We start from the raw sequence: 18,970 nt of genomic DNA on the forward strand, positions 1-18,970 counted from the left end.
GCGGCTTATTCCCCAAGTCTTCGTCTTCCCACACGCTGTGCAGCGTCGCCACGAAACAGGAGTTGGACACCTCGTTCACCCCCGAATAGAGGTAGTAGGTCCTCCCGCGCGCACTGCGCACGCGGAAGCAGTTGACGAACCCGCCGCAGGGGGCTTTGGTGTACTGACCCAGGGGCACGAAGCGCTGCAGCACTTCCCGGCCGGCCCCCTCGTTGCCGCCCGCCCAGTGCGTGGCCAGCAGGGCCTCCACGTCCACGACCAACTCGTCGCCGTCGAGCGGCACCGTGCAAGTCGCCGGAATGCCCGCCCGGTCATCGGCGATGACCAGGCCCCACGGATAGTCTTTGACTTGGTGCATGCGCTTTTGGTTTCAACCCGCGACAAAGTAAGACATTGCGGTGAATTACCCTTTTGACCGTTTTACTGAACAAGCCTTACCGGGCCACGGCCTGAGCCACGGCGGCGGCGTTCGTGCCGGGGTGCACCCACCCGGTGATTTCCTGCCAGTCGCCCGAGTCGGTGCGCCCGTCGTCGCGCTTGCGTATTTTTTGGTAGCCCACGCTGAAGTAGTAACGGCCCATTTTGACATCGTAGCGGCCTACGCCCCGGCCTATTTGCTGGTAGCGCACGCCCGGGGCGAGCGGGACGAAGAGGAGGCTGGTTTGCTCCAGGGTGTGGGCGCGCGAGTTGACCGCCACGCGCAAGCGAATCGTGCCGTCGGCGTCGCGTAGCACCGGCAGGGTCGCGGCATAGGCCGTATCCCCGGCCAGGATGTCGTGGAGCGGAACGGACCGCTGGGCGGGGTCCGGGCCCACGCCGCCCGTGGACACCCCGGAAGAAGAGCTCGTGTGCGCCAAGGGGACCGCAGCCACCGGCGGGGTTTCGGCGTCGGGGGGCATACAGTGGCTCAGCCCCAAAGAGGCGGCGAGCAGCAGGGAAATAGGGAGAGCGCGCATGGAAGACTAAGTAAAGAGGATTATCTTCTTGCAAGAACGTTCCTTCATCTGAACAGAGCCGTTTACCTTGCTACCGTTTTCCTGAACAGATAGCGCAGTTCCTACTTTGCAGGTTATTAACTGATACAGGCCTGTATATGGATGACCATTCTGTTGGCGTTACCCTCGACTTGATTAACGCCCGGGTGAAGGCCTCTTTCCACCTGGAAGCGGACATTCACTCCTTTGCCAATAACCGGTTAACGGTGGTGGTGGGCGAAGACTTGACATATTCATATGACTTCCAGGTAGTCTTTGAGGACGTTTTCACGGTGTCGCTGAACAGCTCGTTTCGCATCGAAACGCTGTTGCCGTGGCTTTCCATTATCCCGGTGCCCGCGTGCATAGAGGTCAACGTCCGCTTCGGCGTCGAAACCGGAAACACGCTCTTTCAACTGCACAACGAAGACAACCTGTTCTTCTTTGTGGCCGCTGGAAGCATAAGCTATGTGCCTACCGGGGGAAAGCTTTGGCCCTACCATTAAGAGAGGAGAATTTGCCTTTTTGTCTGTATTCTCCTTCAACTGAACGGAGCAGTTTAGCGCACCACCGTTTTAGTAAACAGGAGCAATTGGGTTGCCTCCGCGCTCGCCCAAAGCCCTGTATCTTGCCGAGATGAACCCTTTTGCTGCGCTCGCCGCCGGCCGGGCCGCCTGGGCGCTGTGCGGCGCCTTGGCCAGCGGCCTGGCCGGCTGCTCCACCCCGGTCACCACCTACGCCCCGGCGCAGCTGCTGCCGGTCCCGGCGGCCCGGCGGCCCGCAGGCGTCCTGCGCTTCGCCGACAGCCGCCTCTGCCAGGGCCTGGGCACGGAATGGGACTCGGCCCTGGTGGTGGTGGCGTACAAGGAGCCCGCCTTCATCCGGTCCTTGCCCGTGGACAACTATTGGGCCGTCCGGGGGGCCGTGGCGGACCAAGAATACAACGAAGGGACGGCCACCTTGCTGTTCGTCAAAGAGGGCCGCTACACGGCGTACTGCGTGTTTTCCCGCCTCGTCGACTGGGTGGGATTTGTCAACGCCGAGGCGCCCGCGACGCAGGTGGCGTGGCTCACGCCGCGCAACTGCGGGCGCTTGTCGGCCACCGGCCGGCGCGATGCCGACGGCACCACTTCGCATGGGGTGCGCCCGTCCCCTCCCTAGCCAAGCAGAGCGTGACCCTCCTTTCAGTGAACCACCGTTTGGATAAATAGCCTGTTAACCACTTTACCTTTGCTAAGGGCCTGCAGTGGGCACAACACCACCCCAGAAACAAAAAAACCGAGGCGTGCGAAGGACTCTCAGCATTTTAGGCCGCCTCTTCGCGTTGCTGCTGCCTGCCTGCGGTCCCCGCGAGGAGGTCGGGTACTACCCGGGCGGGGAGGTGAGGTACCGCGCGCCGCTCGATGCGCAAGGCTTGTACGACGGCGAGGTAAAAACATTCCATTCCAACGGCGCCGTCAAAGGGGTGACGCCGTACCGTAAAAGCCACGTCACCGGGGTGGCCCAAAGGTATTATCCCAGTGGGCAACTAGAGTCCGAGGAGCATTTTAGAAACGACAAAACGTTCGGGCTGTTGCGGCACTACTATCCGACCGGGCAGCTGAAGTACGAAGCGAAACTATATGGCAGCGTTTACGCGGACACGGCGTTCCTGTACCACCCCAACGGCGAACTCCGGCAGATGATTGTCTACGATGGCCAGGGGCGCAAAATCGATTACGGGGTGTGGAGCCCTTCCGGCCTGCGGGACCGCGGCTACACCCGCCCCTTGGTGCTGTCGGACCGCGACACGATTCCCGAAGGTCAGGATTACGCCTTCGAAGTGGTGCTGGGCAACCGGCGCTCCGATGTGGTGAGCGTGAAAATTCTGCGCCCCGTCGCCGGGATAGACAGCACCAAGGGCATGTACGCCCGCACCCGGTTCCTCCTCCGCCGGCCCGCCCCCGGCCCGCACGTCGTCACGGGCGTGGTGCGCAACAAGTGGGCCCGCAAGGGAAGCGACACCGTCTGGACCGACCGGTACGATTTTCGGCAGACCTTTTGGGTGCATCCCGCGAGTGACGCAGAATAACGCTCGTTTTTCGGAACGCAGTAAGTTTAGGCCACGACCCTTTTGGTGAACTAGCACTACCACAGGAATCAGCTTAGCCCACTCGGTTTATTAGCTTCGATTCTAGATAAGCATTACTTCATCCACTTTGACAACAAACAAAAAAAACTCCCGTGGGGCCTCGGTGGACGTTTCGGGTTGGTTGGGCATAGTGGTCATCCTGCTGACGCTGGCCTATGTGCTTCGCACCTGTGAGCAAGGGAACCAGATAACAAAGGGATTGGAAGGGAGCACCACTACCACCAAGGCGGTGGTGATTGACAAGAAAAACTACTTGGGCAATAGCCCCGTGTCGCAGCAGTTCGCCTATTCCTACCGGTTCCAGGTGAATGGACAATGGTTTGAAGGCAATTCCCAAGACCCAGCTCTGCATGTAGGGGATAGTCTCGTCGTCGATTATGCACTCGATGCCCCAGCGTATAACCGCCCCCATAGAAACGAGTAGCCAGGGCCTGCTTAAAGGCTCCTTTTTTTAAACAAGATGAGACCAAATTGGCTACAAACATTAAAAGGGCTGTTATTTTAATGTCTGGTCTGCTGGGATGGATAAATGATGAGGTCCAATTCGGAGTAGACATTAAATACGCAGCACTTGTAATGTCTACACGGCAAGCGGTAGGTTTGTGCTTGCCGTGGGCCACTTGGCTCCCGAATACGCGTAGATGAGCTATCCCATTAACCCGGACCGCAACACCCCCTGGAATGCGCTGCCGGAATTGCCCCTGGCCCCGGAGCTGGTGGAAACCGTCGAAATCCTGAGCCAGTTGGTGAAGGCCCGGGCCGCGTTAGGCCGGCTGCAAGGCCGCAGCGCGGTCATTCCCAACCAAGGGTTGCTGATCAACAGCATCAGCCTGCAGGAAGCCAAGGCCTCCAGCGCCATCGAGAACATTTTCACCACCGACGACGAACTCTACAAAGCCTACAGCGAGCAGGCCACGACGGGGGTTGAAGGCGCGGCCAAGGAAGTGCTGCGCTACCGGGAGGCCCTGTGGCACGGACACGAGTACCTGCAACAGCGCCCAGCCTTTGACCTGGAGTACTTCCCGCAAATGTACCGGCAGATCACGCAGGCCACGGACGGCCTGCGGCCGCCGGTGGCGCAGATCTACATCAAGCAAGGCGGTTCCGGGCCCAATGCGGGCAAGGCCGCGTACACGCCCCCGCGGGGCAAGGGCCTCCTGGAGGCCAAGCTGGCCAACCTGCTTGCGTTCATGAACGACGACGCGCGCTACCCCCTGGACCCGGTGCTGAAGATGGCCATTGGCCACTTTCAATTCGAAGCCATTCACCCGTTTCGCGACGGCAACGGCCGCACGGGCCGGGTGTTCAACATCCACTACCTGACCCACAAAGGGCTATTGGATTACCCCATTCTGTTTCTAAGCCGCTACATCATGGACCACAAGGCCGAGTACTATGCCTTCCTGGCCGGCGTGTCGCAGCGCGGGGACTGGAAATCGTGGATTTTGTACATGCTGCGGGCGGTCGAAACAACAGCCAACCTGACGTATGACAAAATCAACGACTTGGTGGCCGCCAAAGACGCCATTCTGCAGGCCCTCGTCGCGGACACGGCCATCGAGCGGCCCGAGCAGTTGGTCAACAGCCTCTTCACCCAACCGTTCACCAAAGTCAAGCACCTGACCGACGAACGCCTGTACGTGGAGAACACGGCCCGCAAGTACCTCAATCAGTTGGTGGACATGGGGGTACTCGGCAAAAAGGTAATTTCTGGGCATCATTACTACCTGAATCTGGAGTTGAATCGCATTTTGAGCGAGTAATTGGAGAACGAAAAGTTCTTCAGTCTGCTTTCTCGACCGTTTATTTGAACGTCTATTCCTCTTCCGCTCCCATGGCGTTATATCTCTCCCGCTTGGAATTACAGGCCCGGCTTCACCTGGGCAAGGAAGCCGAACAATGGCTGGGCCATGCCGACGAAGGCGAGTATACGGTGATTAAATGGCTGTACCTGGCGCAAGAGGACCGCCACCAGTATAGCGTCACGTACATGGAGTCGTTTGATGAAGGCGATGAAGACTGGCAGCACGTGCCCGAGTTCTCCCTGTTGGACCCCGATGCCGAGGAGAATACTGCCTTTGATTCGGTTGAGGAAGCCGTCGCGTATGCCGTGCAGACCTACGGCGCGTCGCCGGACCGCTTTGTCGCAGGCGGCATGTTAGCCGAGGAGTACGCGCGGTACTGGCAAAGCAAAAACACCTCCATCAAATAAAGGCTCGTTTACCTCGGGACCGTTTTCCTGAACGTGGATTTGGCGAAATAGGCTGCAGGCATCACATTATGGAGGAATAGTAAATCTGCAGTGTAGGAAGCTCGTCTGCCGGTTCTCATCTTGTAGCCTTTTAGACCAGCTATGGTGGGTATTCCGTGCTTGATGAAAACTACTCTTTCCCTGTTGTTTGGCCTGCTGCTCGGTTTCGGCGCGCACGCCCAGACCCCCACCCACCGGCACTCGCTTGGCATTGGGTTTGAACGCGTCGGCTTGGACGCCCCGGATGCCATCGGCAACCGCGGCTTGCTCAATTACAGCCGCCATTTTCGCAACGACCGGCTGGTCGTGGGGGCCAACCTGGGCTACCTGAACGTGCTCAACAAGCGGTACCTGGCCAACACCAACCATTATTACGTGTATGGCAAACGCCGGGAGCGGATTTCGGCGGACGTCACGCTGGCCTTCGACTTTTTGAAACACGCCCGCCACGCCCTGCGGCTGGGCGCCGGGCCCTCGCTCTGGTACCGGCAGGACGAGCTGCTGGACGGGGGCCGCTACACGGTCAACGTGGCCACGGGGGAGGTGACCGATGTGCAGCTCAAATGGCGGCAGGAAGAGGCCTTGAACTACGGCTTTAATGTGTTGGTAGAATACGAATACGCGCTGACCGCCCAGCTCCTGTTAAGTGGAAAGGTCAAGTTCGTGGACCTCAATAAAGCCGGACAAAGCGCCATTTACGGCGTCGGCATTGGATATAGGCTTCCGCAGTTTCCCTGCATTGCTTGAATCACCGTGGCTGTTGCAGAAGTCAACGCAAGGACCAGAACAGCCGCCCAAGCGCGTGCAAACGAGAGAACCAGGCCCGAAAAGCACCGTTTTTAGGCCGCTACGAACGCCACTACCCAGTTTGAGAGGCCAATCAAGGAGTTTTGCAACAGCCACCACCGTTTGAATGAACCATTCATAGCTTGCGTTGCGGCATAGGCTGCGCTTTCGCCCTTCGATGAAACACGTGTTGCTCTTCTGCTTTCTATGGCCCAGCGTGGCGTGCGCGCAAATGGTGCGAGCACAGCTCACCGACTTTACGCCGGCCCGGATTGGGCCCTATTGCGGCTACTCCAAATCGGCCACCGTGCTGCAGTTCCGGCTCCTGCCGGGCCGAGATACAGTCCTCGTGGTTATTCCCTGCGCCCGAGAACAAGGGGAAGCCATCTACCAGAATGGCTCAACTTACAATCTAAGGTTAAGTACGTTAGCAACGGACCCGGAATGGCTGGAGGGCGGCTGGCAATTAAGCTCGGCCTATGAGCATCGAGCTTGGTCCCGCTGGTGGTGCAGGGGTTTGGAGCGAGTCAAATAATCTCTCCTTCCCTTGAACGAAGCAAGTTTACGGCAGTACCGTTTCGCTAAACCAATATCAGATGGACATCGCTGCTTTAGAGAAAGAACTTATAGCTGGTGGCCACCACGGTTGGTACCTGGCCGGGGGAATGCTGGACGATACGGTGACGCTCAACCGCACCGTAGACGGGTGGGAAGTGTATTACACCGAACGCGGCAAGAAGTACAACGTGCGCAATTTTACCACGGAGGACGAAGCGTGCCGGTACTTTTTAGCTTTCATCTCCCGCGACGGCAGTACGTTCGGCAATAGCTGATAACGCTCCTTACTTTGAACGGAGCGCGTTCAAGGCACCACCCTTTGAATGAACTCAAATCTCACTTTGAATCGGTATTCCTAACCACATGCCATCGCCGATGTCGGGGACTCGGCCTAGGGTGCGGAACAAGTCGTCCACTAACGCCCCTACTTGCGCAGCAGGCAACGGCACGGGTTGTTCGGTGAACGGGTCGAAGAGTTGCACCCGGTGCTCGCGCAGTAAGGTGACGACCAGCTGCTGGGCTAAGCTGTTCAGGTGGGCCAACGATGCCCCCGGGTGGGCCTTCTGCAGTTCGGCGACCAGGAACCAGAGCTCGGTGTGGTCATCCTCGAGGATGGCCACGGCATTGAAGACGTCGGCGGCGGTGAGTTCCGAGGACATGGAGAGGTGAACACCGGGAGGCTGGGGATACCCCGCCGACCAAGTAAAAGTGAAGGTATACCTGGAATCACCCTCTTTTGCCTTTTCGACTGTTTCCTGGAACGCCGTTCGATAACTTGCGGGCACGATGAAAATAGTCTGGAGCGGCCTGTTGTTGGTCAATCTGCTGTGTTTCGGGCTCTTCGCCTGGGACAAACGCAACGCCCAACGCGGCCAGCGGCGCCTTGCCGAAACGACACTGCACTGGGCGACGCTGCCGGGCGCCGCCCCCGGTGCGTGGGCGGCGATGTGGCTGCTGCACCATAAAACCCGCAAAGCGGCGTTCTGGGGCGTGACCCTGGCGCTGACGCTGCTCCAAGGGGCGGTGCTCTATTTCGCGTGGCTTTCCTTCAGCTGAACAGCGCACGTTTACGGCGGGACCGTTTTGCTGAACGCCCCAGTCATGCCGCTACAACTCCGTTGCGCGTTAGCGGGTGTACCTTCCGGCTACAATCCCCTGCTCATGCTGCTCGCCCGAATGCCCGTCTGCCGTCTTCTCGTTGGCTTGAGTACGCTGGTGGGCGCGGGGTGCCAGCAAAACCGGCCGGCGGCCTCCAGCCCCACGGCCCTGTTTGCCCTTCCGGTGATTGCCCCGCCAAAACGGCAAACGCCCGTGCCGGCCCTTATCGCAGCCGAGCGCATCCGAGGGGTCAACCCGCCTTTTGTGGGCCGCTTTCCCTTCGCCTCCCGCATTGCCTTGGAGCACCCCGACCGCGTGGGCCCGGAAGAACACCTCACGGACTTTGCGCGGTACCGCGTGTTGGAGGACAGCAGCACCTTGGGCACCGACGGCTTGGAAATTGCCGCCGATTATGGCCAGTCCGTGGTCTATCAAAAGCCCGGCAACTTCGGGCCCTATGCCCACTTGTTTCCGCCGCGGCGCACCTTTCCGGTCTACGTGGCCAACACGTCGCGCCACCGCAAGCTGTTGTATGGCAAGGACCGCTGGGTCTTTGCCATCCAAGAAGCCAAAGACCGCAACGGACAATGGCGACCTATTGAGAGCAAGGGGCCGGACTTTTGCGGCAACGGGCGGTGGGTGCTGAAGCTGCGCCCCGGCCAGATGGGCGTGTTTCTGATGGATAAGTACAGTGGCGCGTACCAGACCCTGTTGCGGGTGCGGCTGCAGAACGGGGACAGCCGCTACGTTTCGGCCCCGTACAAGGGCCAAATCGACGAGCGGCAATTCGCCTTGAGCGCGACGGAACGCCAGCGGTTGGAAGAAAGCGACGGAGCCATCCAGCAGCTGTACTTCGGTGCCGCACCGGCCCTAGCGGATTCCATTGCCTACCGCTAACGTCAAAGAGTCAATAGGCTTACTTAAATGCTCCTTTCGGTGAACCGCTAAATTAGACGGGATCGAAGTTCCGCAAGAGCGTGGACCCGTCGCCAAGGCGCCTGTTGAGTTTACGAAACCCGTCTACCAGTCAAAGTTTACGAAACCCCGTTAGGAGATGAGTTCCGTAAACTCCACCCCATGAAGATTGGCTACGCCCGCGTCTCGACCCGCGACCAGAATTTAGAACTGCAACTCGACGCCCTGACCCAGGCTGGTTGCGAGCTCATCTACCAAGAGAAAGCCTCCGGTGCCTTGGCCGCCCGGGTCGAACTCGACAAGCTCCTCTTGCAAGTGCGCCCGGGCGACACGGTCTACATCTACAAGCTCGACCGGTTGGGCCGTTCCCTTAAACACCTGCTCGACCTGGTGGCCGAGCTGCAGCGCCGGGACATCGGCTTGATTTCGCTGACCGACGCCATCAACACCCACTCGGCCCAAGGGCGGCTCGTGCTCAACCTGTTTGCCTCGCTGGCCGAGTTCGAGCGCGAACTTATCCGCGAGCGCACCCTGGCCGGGCTGGCCGCCGCCCGTGCCCGGGGCCGCGTTGGCGGGCGCAAGCCGGGCTTGTCGGAAGAAGCCCAGCGCACGGCTCGCGCCGCCGAGCTACTCTACAAGGCCCAGGAGCTGAGCGTCGACGACATGGCCCGGAGCCTGCGCATCTGCAAAGCCACCTTCTACAAGTACCTGCGCCACCGCAGGGTCGCCCTGCACGCTCAACCCTTGCCCAGTCCCGTGGCCAGTCCTGGGACGTAACGGGGCCCTGCGTCACCGGATGCGGAGAATAGCGGGTATATTCGCCGCACATTATGCGGAGAATAGGGCCTTACATTCATCAACGTCCGGACTGGCCGGCCTTCACCTGGGACCCGGCGGCCCTGGAAGCGCTGCTGGGCACGGTGCGCCACCAACAAGGCCGGCTGCTGGGTCGGCTCGAAGCATTGGGCGTGGACCTGCGGGCCGAAGCCACGCTACGCACGCTCACGCTCGACGTGCTCAAGTCCAGCGAAATCGAGGGCGAGCTGCTGCCCCCGGCCTCGGTGCGTTCCTCCATCGCCTGGCGCCTGGGGCTGGAACAGGCCGCCCTGCCCCCCGCGGACCGGCGGGTGGAGGGCGTGGTGGCCATGCTCCTCGACGCCACCCAGCAGGCCCTGAAGCCGCTGACGGCCGAACGCCTGTTCGGCTGGCACGCGGCCTTGTTCCCCACGGGCTACAGCGGGCTCTACCCGTTGCAGGTGGGCGCCTGGCGCACGGGGCCCATGCAGGTCGTGTCTGGGCCGCTGGGCCGCGAACGGGTGCACTACGACGCGCCCGCCGCCGAGGACTTGGACGCGCAGATGCAGCAGTTCCTCAACTGGTTCAACGCCGAGCAGGGCTTGGACCCGGTGCTCAAAGCAGGGCTGGCCCATTTCTGGTTTGTGACGATTCACCCCTTCGACGACGGCAACGGCCGCATTGCCCGCGCCATTGCCGACCTGCAACTGGCCCGGGCCGACGGCACGGGCCAGCGCTGCTACAGCCTGTCGGCGCAAATCCAGGCCGAGCGCCAGGCCTATTACGACCTGCTCGAAGCCAGCCAGCGTGGCCCCCTGGACGTGACGCCCTGGCTCGACTGGTTTCTGGGCTGCCTGGGGCGGGCCTTGCAGGCGGCCGAGCAGACGCTGGCGCAGGTGCTGGCCAAGGCTCGCTTCTGGGAACGCCACCGGCCGACTCCGTTCACCGACCGGCAGCGGCAGCTGCTCACGCGCCTGCTCGACGGCTTCGAGGGCAAGTTCACCACCGCCAAGTGGGCGCGCATGGCCCATTGTTCACAGGACACGGCCGGCCGCGACATTGCCGACTTGCTGGCCAAGGGCGTGCTGGTGCACGAAGGCGCCGGCGGGCGCAGCACCAGCTACCGCTTGGCGCCCGAACCAGAAGCCTGGTAAGTCCCCGGCTGTCTGGAGAACGGGGAAAGGGCTCGCAATGGGCTCACAGCAGTCGTGCGCGGCCCCTCAAAAGCCGCTTACAGGCATCTAAATACACTTTTGGCGGCGAATCGGCTCACCGTAGGCTCACCAGCAGCGCAAGGATAGGGTATCTGGAAAGCTCGTTTATTTTTAAGAGCGTTCCGGTATTACCACGAGATGACGGGGCCCGACGACTTTAGCTGCAACCCTACACCGGCTTCCTTCACCAATCGAGCGCGCGATTGGTGCAGCGGCATCAGGGGAACCCTGTGCAGCACTTTGCACAAGGCCCCGATGGTCGTGGGTTCAGTTCCTGGCGAGAGGCACAGCCATTACCCGCAATGACCGCAGGTTTCGCTAACAGCTGCTGCCAAGCTTTCCTGCTTTATCGCCTGCATTTATCATCGCGCAAAATCAAGTGCGCTGGTAATCAAAGAGGCGCCGCCTTATATGTAAGTAGCCGAGGAGTACACCGCTTTTTTTGTTGCCGCGCCGATGGCGCTTTCCGGCAGAACAGGTTGCGCCTAATTTCCCTACTTTTAGCCGATGGGCATATACGTGATGGTACTGCGCGGGCTGGCGTGGCTGGTTTTCCTGGTCTTGCTCCCCCTTGCTGTTACCGGGCAGAACGAGCGCGAATGGCCGGCCGGGGGTGCAAGTCTAGTTGACCAGCAGGGAAGGATATGGGAAGCCGCTAAGCGGGGCCTCTGGCTCCGTGAGGGTACCAGGAAAACCCAGTTCACCACCCAAAACGGATTGAGCAACGACACCATTACGGCGCTCGCCCAGGACGCCAGCGGCCAGGTATGGGTGGGCACCCGCGAAGGGCTGCTGGCGTACGATGGCGCGGGGTTTCGGGAAATCACCTACGCGCAGGGACTGCCCAGCAAGCAAATCACGGCGCTCTATGCCTCCCCCAGCGGAGACTTCTGGGTGGGCACCCGGGCCGGCGCAGTGCGCTACGTTGGTCGTCAGTTAGTGCCGTTGCCTGCCCTGCAAGGCACAGCCGTGCAGTTTATCGGCGAAGATGCCCACAACTGGGTTTTTGTCACCAATACGGGCATCCGGCGCCTGCCGAAAGAGCAGCCTATTAGCTGGCAGTGGCTGGGGTGGTCGGCGGGCGGGCTCCTATTGGTGGGGGGCGGCCTGTGGAGTGGCTGGCAGTGGCGCCGGGGGCAGCAGGTGCGGCTGCGCCTGGCCCAAACCGAGCAGCGGGCCCTGCTGGCCCAGATGAATCCCCATTTCATCTTCAACTCCCTGCAGTCCATTCAGAACTACATCCTGCGGCACCAGGCCGAGGCCGCGCAGCACTACCTCACCAGGTTTGGTGGGCTGATGCGGCTGATTCTGGAACAGTCGCGCCATCCGCTGCTCCCGCTGCGGGACGAACTGAGCATGCTGTGCAGCTATTTGGAGCTGGAGTCCCTGCGCTTTGAGCAGCAGTTCACTTACGCAGTAGCGGCCGACGATGCCCTGCTGGACGAGGAGATTCCCGTCATGCTCCTGCACCCCCTAGTGGAAAATGCTGTGTGGCACGGCTTAGCCCACCATGCCGGCCGGGGCCATATCGACGTGCGCGTGACCCGGGAAGGCGATTACCTCGTGGCCATGGTGCAGGATAACGGCGTGGGCCGCCTGCGCGCGGCCGGACGGGCGGGCAACCACACGGGCTACCCGTCCCGGGGCTCGGCCATCATGGAGGAGCGGATTGCGCTGCTCAACCGGCAGGCGCGGCGCCCCATTTCCGTCGTCATCACCGACCTGGGCAGCGCCGACTCCCCGCCCCAGGGCACCCGCGTCGTGGTGCGCATTCCGCGCCTGCACTCCTGATTCTCCGCCCTTAGCTCTGCAATTTAACCGTGACCCGCACCATCCTCATCGACGACGAAACCAACACCCGCGAGGCCCTGCGGGGCCTGCTGCAGCACTACTGCCCCGACGTGACCATCATCGGCGAAGCGGCTTCGGCGGAAGCGGGCCTGCAACTGCTGCGCGAACAGACGCCCGACCTGCTGTTTCTGGACGTAGAAATGCCCTTGGGGTCGGGTTTCGACTTGCTCGATATGCTGGGCACGGCCTCGTTCGACATCATCTTCACCACGGCTCACGACCGGTATGCGCTGCGCGCCATCAAGTTCTGCGCTCTTGACTACCTACTCAAGCCCGTGGGCGTGGCCGAGCTGCGCGAGGCCGTGGCCAAAGCCCAGCGCCAGCAGGCCCCCGTGGCCGCGCAGCTGCACACGTTTTACGACAACCTGCGAGAGCGCAACGGGCCGGCCGGCAAGGTGGTGCTGCCCACCATGCAGGGCTTTGAAGTGGTGGAGGTGGCCCGCGTAGTGCGCTGCCAGGCCGACGACAACTACACGCTGTTCGTGCTGGAAGGCAAGGAGAAAATCCTGGTCAGCCGCACGCTAAAGGAATACGAGGAGCTGTTCAGCGACTACGGCTTCATCCGCATTCACCAGTCCCACCTCATCAACGCGGCCCACGTGAAGCGCTACATCAAGGGCAGCGGCGGTTACGTGCAGCTCAGCGACGACTCCATTATTGAAGTGTCGCGCCGCAAGAAGGACGAACTGATGAAGCGGTTTCAGGCGTGATGTCAGATTCATTCGGCCATTTCTGCCCGAAGCCGGACGCGGGACCGCCAGTTTTCTCGCGATGAAGAACTAAGTCAAGTTTGCCGGATACTCGCCGGGGCTGACCACTTACTCATTTCACCTTGCGGGGTGGCCCGGAGCGGAGGATGTTTGTCCCAGTAAACCGCGTGGCAACTGCCACGACACCACCCTCATACCCCGACCCGCATGGAACTGACCATCAAAAATCTGTCGAAAACCTACCCCAACGGGGTGAAGGCCCTCGACAACGTGAGTTTGACCATTCCGCAGGGCATGTTTGGCCTGCTCGGGCCCAACGGCGCCGGCAAAAGCTCGCTGATGCGCACCATCGCCACGCTGCAGGCCCCCGACAGCGGCAGCATCCACCTCGACGCCATCGACGCGCTGCACGACCAAATGGCTTTGCGCCGGGTACTGGGCTACCTGCCCCAGGAGTTCGGGGTGTACCCGCGGGTGAGCGCCGAAGACCTGCTCGACCACATGGCCGTGGTCAAGGGCATCGTGCACCGCGGCGAGCGGCGCGACACGGTGAAGGCCCTGCTGGAGCAAACCAACCTTTACGACGTGCGCAAGCGCAGCATCAGCACGTTTTCGGGCGGCATGAAGCAGCGCTTCGGCATTGCCCAGGCCCTCATTGGCAACCCGCTGCTCATCATTGTGGACGAGCCCACCGCCGGCCTCGACCCCGGCGAGCGCAACCGCTTCTACAACCTGCTGAGCGAAATCGGCGAGAACATCATCGTCATTCTGAGCACGCACATCGTGGACGACGTGCGCGAGCTGTGCCGCAACATGGCCATCATCAACGAGGGCAAGGTGCTGTTTGCCGGGCAGCCCCAGGCCGCCCTGCACGAGCTGAAAGGCCGCATCTGGGAGCGCACCATCGAGAAAGCCGAGCTGGCCGAATACCAGCAGGAATACGCCGTGATATCGACCAAGCTGCTGGCCGGGCAGCCGCTGCTGCACGTGGTGGGCGACGAGCTGGGGGCCGCCGGTTTCCAGGCCGTGGAGCCCAGCCTCGAAGACGTGTTTTTCTCCACCATCCAGGGGAAAGCCGTGCAGTCAACTCTCGTTCACGCCTAAGCCCGCCCGCTCATGTTCACTGCCTTCCTTCGCTTCGAGCTGGCCACCTGGCGCAAGCACCCGCTGACCTACATCTTCCTGGCCGTTACCTTCGGCATGACGTTTCTGGCCATGCTGTGGCCCAACCTGCAGATGGGCCAGGACCTACGCAACCTGCACGTCAACGCCCCCTTTGCCATCCTGAGCCGGGCCGGGGCCATGACCATGCTGTGCCTGCTGTTCATCACCGCCATCATGGCCAGCACGGCCACCCGCGACTCCGGCTCCGGTTACGCGCCGGTGCTGTACGCCGCGCCACTCGAAAAAGCCGGCTACCTCTGGGGGCGCTTCGCCGGCGGCGTAGCAGTGGCCGTGCTGGCCTTGCTGAGCATGCTGCTGGCCATCGCGCTGGGCACGCCGCTCAACGAGCCCGCCCGGGTGAGTACGTTTCAGCTGGCGCCTTACCTGCAGGCCTTTGGTTTGTTTATCGTGCCCAACGCAGTGCTGGCCGGGGCCATCATCTACTGCCTCACGGTGCTGACGCGCAACACGGTATACGCCTTCATTGCAGCGCTGGGGCTGCTGGTGGGCTTCCTGCTGGTGGGCCTGATGACCTCCAACCTGGAAACCCCAGCCTCCGTGCTGCTGCTTGACCCCTTCGGCCTGCGCACCCTCCACGCCCTGACCAAGTACTGGACGGTATCGGAGAAAAATACCCAGGTGCTGGCCCTGGCCGGACCGCTGCTCACCAACCGGCTGGTGTGGCTCGGCATTGCCGGCGCCCTGATGGGCCTGACCCACGGCCTGTTCTCCTTCACGACCTCGACCGGCACCGCCAAAAAGCGCCGGCTGGCCGACGCGCCGGCCCCGGCGCGGACCTCGACGCCCACACCCCGGCCCCGGGTACAGCCCCGGCACGACCGCGGCGCGGCCCTGGTGCAGCTCACGCAGCAGGTCCAACTGGACTTGCTGGGCATTCTCAAGAGCGTGCCGTTCTGGCTACTGCTCGGGCTGGGCGTGGTGAACCTGCTTAGCATTGCGGCCACGGCCTCGGAGCGGGAGGGCGGGCACTTCCTCCCCGTCACCTACACCATGCTCGACCTGATTAACGGCACCTACGGGCTGTTTGTCATCGCCGTGCTGGTATACTACGGCGGGGTGCTGGTGTGGAAAGAGCAGGACGCCCGCCTCGACGGCATCCTCGATGCCGCGCCGCGCCCTTCGTGGGTGCTCTACGTGGCCAAGCTGCTGACCCTGGTGGTCATCGCGGCGCTGCTGACGGGCGTGGGGGTGATGGTGTGCGTGGCGGCGCAGGCCCTGCAAGGCTACACCAACTTCGAGTGGAGCCTGTACGGCAAGGCCGTGTTCGGCATCGAGTTTACCCGCTACGTGATGGTGGCCGTGGGCACGGTGTTTTTGCACGTGCTGCTGCGCAACAAGTTCCTGGCCTATGGCCTGACGGTGGCCATCATCCTGTTTCAAAGCATCAGCGGCGCAGCCCTGGACTGGAACAACAACCTCTTCCGCTTCGCCGACACGCCTGCCTTCACCTACTCTGACATGAACGGCTTCGGGCCTTTCGCGGAAAGCATCGTGTGGTTTAAGCTTTACTGGGCAGCCTTTACGCTGCTGCTGGTGGCCCTCACCGCCGGGCTGTGGGTGCGGGGCCGGGCCGTGGGCGGCGCCTTCAGCGGTTCGCAGCTGCGGCAGGCCTTCACCCCGGTGCTGCGGGTAATGGCGGCCACCGGCCTGCTTGCCTGGCTGGGCCTGGGCGGCTGGATTTACTACAACACCACCGTACGCAACGACTACGCCACGGCGGCCGGCGAGCAACAGGTACAAGCCGATTACGAAAAGCAGTACAAGCGCTACGAGCATGCCCCGCAGCCCCGCGTGACGGCCGTGAGCCTGCAAGTCGACCTGGAGCCCGCCGCCCGCGCCGTGCAGGTGCAAGGCCAGTTGACGCTCGTTAACAAAACCAGCCGCCCGCTCGACACCCTGCTGCTGTCCTACGGCAGCTACCTGGAAAACTACCAGTTCACTGTCCCCGGCGCCCGGCCCGTGCTCAACGATGAGCGCCTGCGCTTTCGCAGCTTTGCGCTCCAGCCCGCGCTGGCCGCTGGCGACTCGCTCGTGCTGAGCTACTCGGCCCACTACCGCGCCCGGGGCTTCGAAAACAAGGTATCACGGCCCCTGATTAACGGCAACGGCACCTTTCTCAACAACTTCGAGCTGGCGCCCACCATCGGCTACACCCGCAACCTGGAGCTGGAAAGCGCCACCGAACGCGCCAGGCTGGGCCTGCCCGAGCGGCCCCGCATGGCCCCGCAAACCGACCGCGCCGCCTACGCCAATACCTACATTTCCACCGACGCCGACCGCCTGCGCTTCGAGGCCACCGTGAGCACCAGCTCCGACCAGACTGCCGTGGCCCCCGGCACGTTACTGAAGGAGTGGCAGGCAAAAGGCCGCCGCTACTTTCACTACCGCCTGGCCGCGCCGGTCGTTAACTTCTACTCCATCACGTCGGCCCGCTACCAGGTGCGGCGCGAAAAGCTGAACGGCGTGGACCTGGAAATCTACTACCACGCCGCCCACCCCTACAACCTCGACCGCATGATGCGCTCGATGCGCGCCTCGGTGGCGTACTACGGCCAGCAGTTCGGGGCCTACCCCCAGCAGCAGGCCCGCATCATCGAGTTTCCGCGCTACCAGCAGTTTGCCCAGGCCTTTCCCGGCACCATGCCCTACTCCGAGGGCCTCGGCTTCATTGCCCAGCCCAGCTCCGAAGACCACGACGTGGACCGCACCTACCGCGTGGTGGCCCACGAAATGGCCCACCAGTGGTGGGGCCACCAGGTCACCGGCGCCGCCGTGCAGGGCGCCACCTTCCTGTCGGAGTCAGTGTCGGAATACCTGTCGGTGCTGATGCTGGAACGTCTCTACGGCCCGGCCAAGGTGCTCACGCTGCGGCGCTACGCTCTCGACTACTACCTGCGAGGCCGGGCTTCCGAGAAGGTGCGTGAGCTGCCCCTGCTCTACAACGAAGACCAGCCCCACATCCACTACGCCAAAGGCTCGCTGGCCCTGTATTCGCTTCGCAGCTACCTGGGCGAACAACGCCTCCATGGCGCGCTGGCGCAGTTCCTGCGCGACTACCAGGGCCGCCCCGCCCCGTACCCCACTTCCGAGGATTTGTACGGCTATATCATGCGAGCCGCTCCCGACTCCCTCCAGTACTTTGTGCAGGACCAGCTCAAGCGTATCACCTTGTATGATAACCAGGTGCAGGAAGTTGCCTACAAGAAGCTCCCCAATGGCCGCTACCAGGCCATCATCCAGGTGGAAGCCCATAAGCGCTACGCCGACCAGCTAGGCAAGGAAACCGAAGCGCAGCTGCACGATTACATCGACGTAGCGCTGTACGGGGCCGCCAACCAGGTACTTTACCGGCAGCGGGTACTGGTAATAGGGCCCCGCAAAGTCCTGAAGATAACCGTGTCCGCCGTCCCACAAAAAGCTGTCATCGACCCGGATTTACTCCTTGTGGACCGTCGGCCGGAGGACAACAGCCGCGCTGCCGTAGAAATTAGCCGGTAGTCAAGTCATTAAGGCTTTTTTCGCTACTTATGGAGCGTAAACTATACGCAGCTCCTGCCGGCATTGGCTTGTCAGCAGGAGCTGTTAATGTTAAAACGTTTTCATTATTAAGTGTTCAGAAAAAGGGTAGCTACTGAATCGTAATCCTCCAGTTGTCGTTAATTAACTGCTGCTTCGAGCGCGATAGGCGCCGGTACATTTTCCGGGCGATGAGCGTATCGATCGACTGGTACTTGTCAAGCGAATCAAGGCGGAATACGAACAGATTCAGCTGGTTATTCTGACTGCGGAAGATCGCTTTCTCCCAGCCGTTCGCCTCTGGCATCAGGGGCGAATACGTGCTATCCGGACGAATGCGGGCTTGCTGATAAAACGCGGGGTGATTGAAGCAGGAAGAGCGCGGCAGTGTATCGGGACACACTTCGGCCGCGAGCACCTGAGGCGTCTTGTTGACGATTTTCAGCCGACCATCATAGTAGTCACAGCCCAGCAAAAAGAGGGGGGCAATAGTTAGCGTTAAAAGCGGCCGGAGGTTCATGTCAGCGAAGATGGCGGAAAGAATCCCTGCACTAGGTGCAGGAAAAGGGTCCGAATCGCAAAACGAGGATTTGTTTCGGGTCATCTTTTCCGTAGTCGCTTTTTTGCTACGTACCGGTCATAAAAAGCCCCCGTGCCTTTGGCGTCGAGTCGCCCAACCACGACTTCCACCGAACTGTGACTAAGGTCGAGGTCCGGGCGCAGCGAAACATGTTCTCGTGCTCCGAGTGGCAGGGCTGGTAGCGCCTCTTGCGCCGTGTCGGCCAGTCGCAGTAACAACTGGGCAAACGAGCGGAGGCCCTCCGGGTCGCCGTGAATCAAAATGGTTTGCCACTTCTCCGTTTCCCCTTCAAACTCTTCCTCATGATTACCCACGAAGAGGTCCAGATGGCCGGTGATGTCAGATTGATACGCTTTCATAGCGGCGGGGCAGGGGGCTTGTAGAAGTGAATTACCCACAAAGGAAG

At 61.6% G+C, this 18,970-nt stretch carries 21 protein-coding genes; 16 read left to right on the plus strand and 5 right to left on the minus strand.

All coding sequences use genetic code 11. From position 1 onward, the window contains the following. Both BMZ66_RS25895 and BMZ66_RS24210 read right to left on the minus strand, forming a co-directional pair. On the minus strand, positions 1-358 hold a 358-nt coding region (locus tag BMZ66_RS25895; RefSeq protein WP_214607062.1), incomplete at its 3' end, for a hypothetical protein. 76 nt (positions 359-434) lie between these two features. Continuing rightward, a complete protein-coding gene (locus BMZ66_RS24210; protein ID WP_092678967.1) occupies positions 435-956 on the minus strand; it encodes a hypothetical protein in 522 nt (173 codons plus the stop codon). Positions 957-1,093: 137 nt separating this feature from the next. On the opposite strand from BMZ66_RS24210, the gene BMZ66_RS24215 reads away from it, so the two are divergent. From BMZ66_RS24215 to BMZ66_RS25390, 8 genes are all read left to right on the plus strand, one after another. Then, positions 1,094-1,480, plus strand: coding sequence for a hypothetical protein (locus BMZ66_RS24215; RefSeq protein ID WP_092678968.1), 387 nt, complete (start codon positions 1,094-1,096; stop codon positions 1,478-1,480). 130 nt (positions 1,481-1,610) lie between these two features. Next, positions 1,611-2,135 (plus strand): hypothetical protein, encoded by a 525-nt coding sequence (locus tag BMZ66_RS24220; protein ID WP_092678969.1) that lies wholly within the window; start codon positions 1,611-1,613, stop codon positions 2,133-2,135. Between the two features lie 124 nt (positions 2,136-2,259). Continuing rightward, positions 2,260-3,045 carry a toxin-antitoxin system YwqK family antitoxin gene (locus tag BMZ66_RS24225; protein ID WP_177204904.1) on the plus strand — a complete coding sequence of 262 codons (786 nt, stop codon included), beginning with the start codon at positions 2,260-2,262 and terminating at the stop codon, positions 3,043-3,045. A 127-nt stretch (positions 3,046-3,172) separates the two neighbouring features. Beyond that, positions 3,173-3,529 (plus strand): hypothetical protein, encoded by a 357-nt coding sequence (locus tag BMZ66_RS24230; protein ID WP_092678971.1) that lies wholly within the window; start codon positions 3,173-3,175, stop codon positions 3,527-3,529. A gap of 217 nt (positions 3,530-3,746) precedes the next feature. After that, entirely contained in the window at positions 3,747-4,868 is a 1,122-nt protein-coding gene (locus BMZ66_RS24235) for a Fic family protein (RefSeq protein WP_092678972.1), read from the plus strand. 71 nt (positions 4,869-4,939) lie between these two features. Further along, entirely contained in the window at positions 4,940-5,317 is a 378-nt protein-coding gene (locus BMZ66_RS24240; RefSeq protein WP_143080442.1) for a TrbG/VirB9 family P-type conjugative transfer protein, read from the plus strand. A gap of 162 nt (positions 5,318-5,479) precedes the next feature. Further along, positions 5,480-6,103, plus strand: coding sequence for a hypothetical protein (locus BMZ66_RS24245; protein WP_092678974.1), 624 nt, complete (start codon positions 5,480-5,482; stop codon positions 6,101-6,103). Between the two features lie 635 nt (positions 6,104-6,738). Further along, positions 6,739-6,975, plus strand: coding sequence for a hypothetical protein (locus BMZ66_RS25390; protein ID WP_143080443.1), 237 nt, complete (start codon positions 6,739-6,741; stop codon positions 6,973-6,975). 54 nt (positions 6,976-7,029) lie between these two features. Here BMZ66_RS25390 and BMZ66_RS24255 read toward each other — a convergent pair whose 3' ends face one another. Continuing rightward, positions 7,030-7,359, minus strand: coding sequence for a hypothetical protein (locus tag BMZ66_RS24255; RefSeq protein ID WP_143080444.1), 330 nt, complete (start codon positions 7,357-7,359; stop codon positions 7,030-7,032). A 127-nt stretch (positions 7,360-7,486) separates the two neighbouring features. On the opposite strand from BMZ66_RS24255, the gene BMZ66_RS24260 reads away from it, so the two are divergent. The 8 genes from BMZ66_RS24260 to BMZ66_RS24295 all read left to right on the plus strand — a co-directional run bounded on the left by BMZ66_RS24260 (position 7,487) and on the right by BMZ66_RS24295 (position 17,966). Continuing rightward, complete coding sequence (locus tag BMZ66_RS24260; protein WP_092678977.1) at positions 7,487-7,756, plus strand: DUF1294 domain-containing protein; 270 nt, start codon at positions 7,487-7,489, stop codon at positions 7,754-7,756. Between the two features lie 105 nt (positions 7,757-7,861). Then, positions 7,862-8,695: a hypothetical protein gene (locus tag BMZ66_RS24265; protein WP_143080445.1), complete on the plus strand. Its 834-nt coding sequence runs from the start codon at positions 7,862-7,864 to the stop codon at positions 8,693-8,695. Positions 8,696-8,875: 180 nt separating this feature from the next. Further along, positions 8,876-9,490, plus strand: a complete 615-nt coding sequence (locus BMZ66_RS24270; RefSeq protein ID WP_092678979.1) for a recombinase family protein — start codon at positions 8,876-8,878, stop codon at positions 9,488-9,490. A 53-nt stretch (positions 9,491-9,543) separates the two neighbouring features. Beyond that, positions 9,544-10,662 (plus strand): Fic family protein, encoded by a 1,119-nt coding sequence (locus BMZ66_RS24275; protein WP_092678980.1) that lies wholly within the window; start codon positions 9,544-9,546, stop codon positions 10,660-10,662. 567 nt (positions 10,663-11,229) lie between these two features. After that, complete coding sequence (locus BMZ66_RS24280; protein ID WP_092678981.1) at positions 11,230-12,513, plus strand: sensor histidine kinase; 1,284 nt, start codon at positions 11,230-11,232, stop codon at positions 12,511-12,513. Between the two features lie 29 nt (positions 12,514-12,542). Beyond that, entirely contained in the window at positions 12,543-13,283 is a 741-nt protein-coding gene (locus BMZ66_RS24285) for a LytR/AlgR family response regulator transcription factor (protein WP_092678982.1), read from the plus strand. A 207-nt stretch (positions 13,284-13,490) separates the two neighbouring features. Further along, positions 13,491-14,387 (plus strand): ABC transporter ATP-binding protein, encoded by an 897-nt coding sequence (locus BMZ66_RS24290; protein WP_092678983.1) that lies wholly within the window; start codon positions 13,491-13,493, stop codon positions 14,385-14,387. Between the two features lie 12 nt (positions 14,388-14,399). Next, complete coding sequence (locus BMZ66_RS24295) at positions 14,400-17,966, plus strand: M1 family aminopeptidase (protein WP_092678984.1); 3,567 nt, start codon at positions 14,400-14,402, stop codon at positions 17,964-17,966. Between the two features lie 130 nt (positions 17,967-18,096). Here BMZ66_RS24295 and BMZ66_RS24300 read toward each other — a convergent pair whose 3' ends face one another. Together BMZ66_RS24300 and BMZ66_RS24305 are read right to left on the minus strand one after the other, a co-directional pair. Further along, positions 18,097-18,504: a hypothetical protein gene (locus BMZ66_RS24300; protein WP_092678985.1), complete on the minus strand. Its 408-nt coding sequence runs from the start codon at positions 18,502-18,504 to the stop codon at positions 18,097-18,099. Between the two features lie 80 nt (positions 18,505-18,584). Further along, on the minus strand, positions 18,585-18,923 hold the full coding sequence (locus tag BMZ66_RS24305; RefSeq protein WP_092678986.1) for an Imm32 family immunity protein: 339 nt from the start codon (positions 18,921-18,923) through the stop codon (positions 18,585-18,587). Positions 18,924-18,970: the final 47 nt, after the last annotated feature.

The sequence above is a fragment of the Hymenobacter arizonensis genome (assembly GCF_900115775.1).
In the GTDB taxonomy this organism is placed as follows: Bacteria; Bacteroidota; Bacteroidia; order Cytophagales; family Hymenobacteraceae; genus Hymenobacter; species Hymenobacter arizonensis.

Coding starts and splice junctions, on each gene's coding strand:
- BMZ66_RS24295 (WP_092678984.1), top strand. CDS start 14,400: ATGTTCACTGCCTTCCTTCGCTTCGAGCTGGCCACCTGGCGCAAGCAC.
- BMZ66_RS24235 (WP_092678972.1), top strand. CDS start 3,747: ATGAGCTATCCCATTAACCCGGACCGCAACACCCCCTGGAATGCGCTG.
- BMZ66_RS24300 (WP_092678985.1), bottom strand. CDS start 18,504: ATGAACCTCCGGCCGCTTTTAACGCTAACTATTGCCCCCCTCTTTTTG.
- BMZ66_RS24215 (WP_092678968.1), top strand. CDS start 1,094: ATGGATGACCATTCTGTTGGCGTTACCCTCGACTTGATTAACGCCCGG.
- BMZ66_RS24260 (WP_092678977.1), top strand. CDS start 7,487: ATGAAAATAGTCTGGAGCGGCCTGTTGTTGGTCAATCTGCTGTGTTTC.
- BMZ66_RS24275 (WP_092678980.1), top strand. CDS start 9,544: ATGCGGAGAATAGGGCCTTACATTCATCAACGTCCGGACTGGCCGGCC.
- BMZ66_RS24245 (WP_092678974.1), top strand. CDS start 5,480: ATGAAAACTACTCTTTCCCTGTTGTTTGGCCTGCTGCTCGGTTTCGGC.
- BMZ66_RS24305 (WP_092678986.1), bottom strand. CDS start 18,923: ATGAAAGCGTATCAATCTGACATCACCGGCCATCTGGACCTCTTCGTG.
- BMZ66_RS24240 (WP_143080442.1), top strand. CDS start 4,940: ATGGCGTTATATCTCTCCCGCTTGGAATTACAGGCCCGGCTTCACCTG.
- BMZ66_RS24220 (WP_092678969.1), top strand. CDS start 1,611: ATGAACCCTTTTGCTGCGCTCGCCGCCGGCCGGGCCGCCTGGGCGCTG.
- BMZ66_RS24210 (WP_092678967.1), bottom strand. CDS start 956: ATGCGCGCTCTCCCTATTTCCCTGCTGCTCGCCGCCTCTTTGGGGCTG.
- BMZ66_RS24255 (WP_143080444.1), bottom strand. CDS start 7,359: ATGTCCTCGGAACTCACCGCCGCCGACGTCTTCAATGCCGTGGCCATC.
- BMZ66_RS24265 (WP_143080445.1), top strand. CDS start 7,862: ATGCTGCTCGCCCGAATGCCCGTCTGCCGTCTTCTCGTTGGCTTGAGT.
- BMZ66_RS24280 (WP_092678981.1), top strand. CDS start 11,230: ATGGGCATATACGTGATGGTACTGCGCGGGCTGGCGTGGCTGGTTTTC.
- BMZ66_RS24290 (WP_092678983.1), top strand. CDS start 13,491: ATGGAACTGACCATCAAAAATCTGTCGAAAACCTACCCCAACGGGGTG.
- BMZ66_RS24270 (WP_092678979.1), top strand. CDS start 8,876: ATGAAGATTGGCTACGCCCGCGTCTCGACCCGCGACCAGAATTTAGAA.
- BMZ66_RS25390 (WP_143080443.1), top strand. CDS start 6,739: ATGGACATCGCTGCTTTAGAGAAAGAACTTATAGCTGGTGGCCACCAC.